Source organism: Delftia sp. ZNC0008 (assembly GCF_000799035.1).
Lineage (GTDB): Bacteria > Pseudomonadota > Gammaproteobacteria > Burkholderiales > Burkholderiaceae_C > Comamonas > Comamonas tsuruhatensis.
This window is the reverse complement of sequence record NZ_JTKZ01000039.1, coordinates 1-587: the sequence shown is the minus strand read 5'-3', so window position 1 is coordinate 587 and position 587 is coordinate 1. Positions and strand designations below refer to the sequence as shown.

Annotated in this window: 1 pseudogene; it reads left to right on the top strand. The window is 59.1% G+C overall.

Annotation, left to right across the window (positions count from 1 at the left end):
* Positions 1-587, top strand: a pseudogene (locus L995_RS31610) (IS5 family transposase); the annotation flags it as partial.

The following is a 587-nucleotide window of genomic DNA, read 5'->3' as shown; positions in this document are numbered from 1 at the left end:
GCAAACAGGCATTCCATGGGAAGACCTTCCCCAATCCCTGGGCTACGGCAGCGGCATGACTTGCTGTTGGCGCCTGCGCGACTGGAACGCTGCTGGTGTCTGGGAGCGGTTACCCCAGGCCATACTGACTCGATTGCGTGAACATAACCAGATTGATTGGAGCTGGGTCAGCATTGATGGCTCCTGGGTACCAAGCCCCGGGAGCAGGAGACGGTGCCCAACCCGACGGACAGAAGCAAGCTTGGCTCCAAGCGAGACAACTTTGTTGACGCCAGGGGCATCCCGCTGATGATCTTGGTCAGCGGTGCGAACAGGCATGACTCCAAGATGTTCGAGGAGTGCATGAACGCGATTCCTACGATTACCGGCTTGGCAGGACGTCCCCGTAAAAGACCTGCAAAGCGGCACGCCGACAAAGGCTACGTCTTCAAGCGATGCCGAGCCCACCTGAGGCAGCGGGGCATCATTGGCCGAATTGCCAGACGAGGCATTGAGAGCAGCGAGAGGCTGGGCAAACACCTGTGGGTGGTGGAGAGGACGCACAGCTGGTTTGCAGGCTTTGGCAAGCTGCGAATCCGCTTTGAACG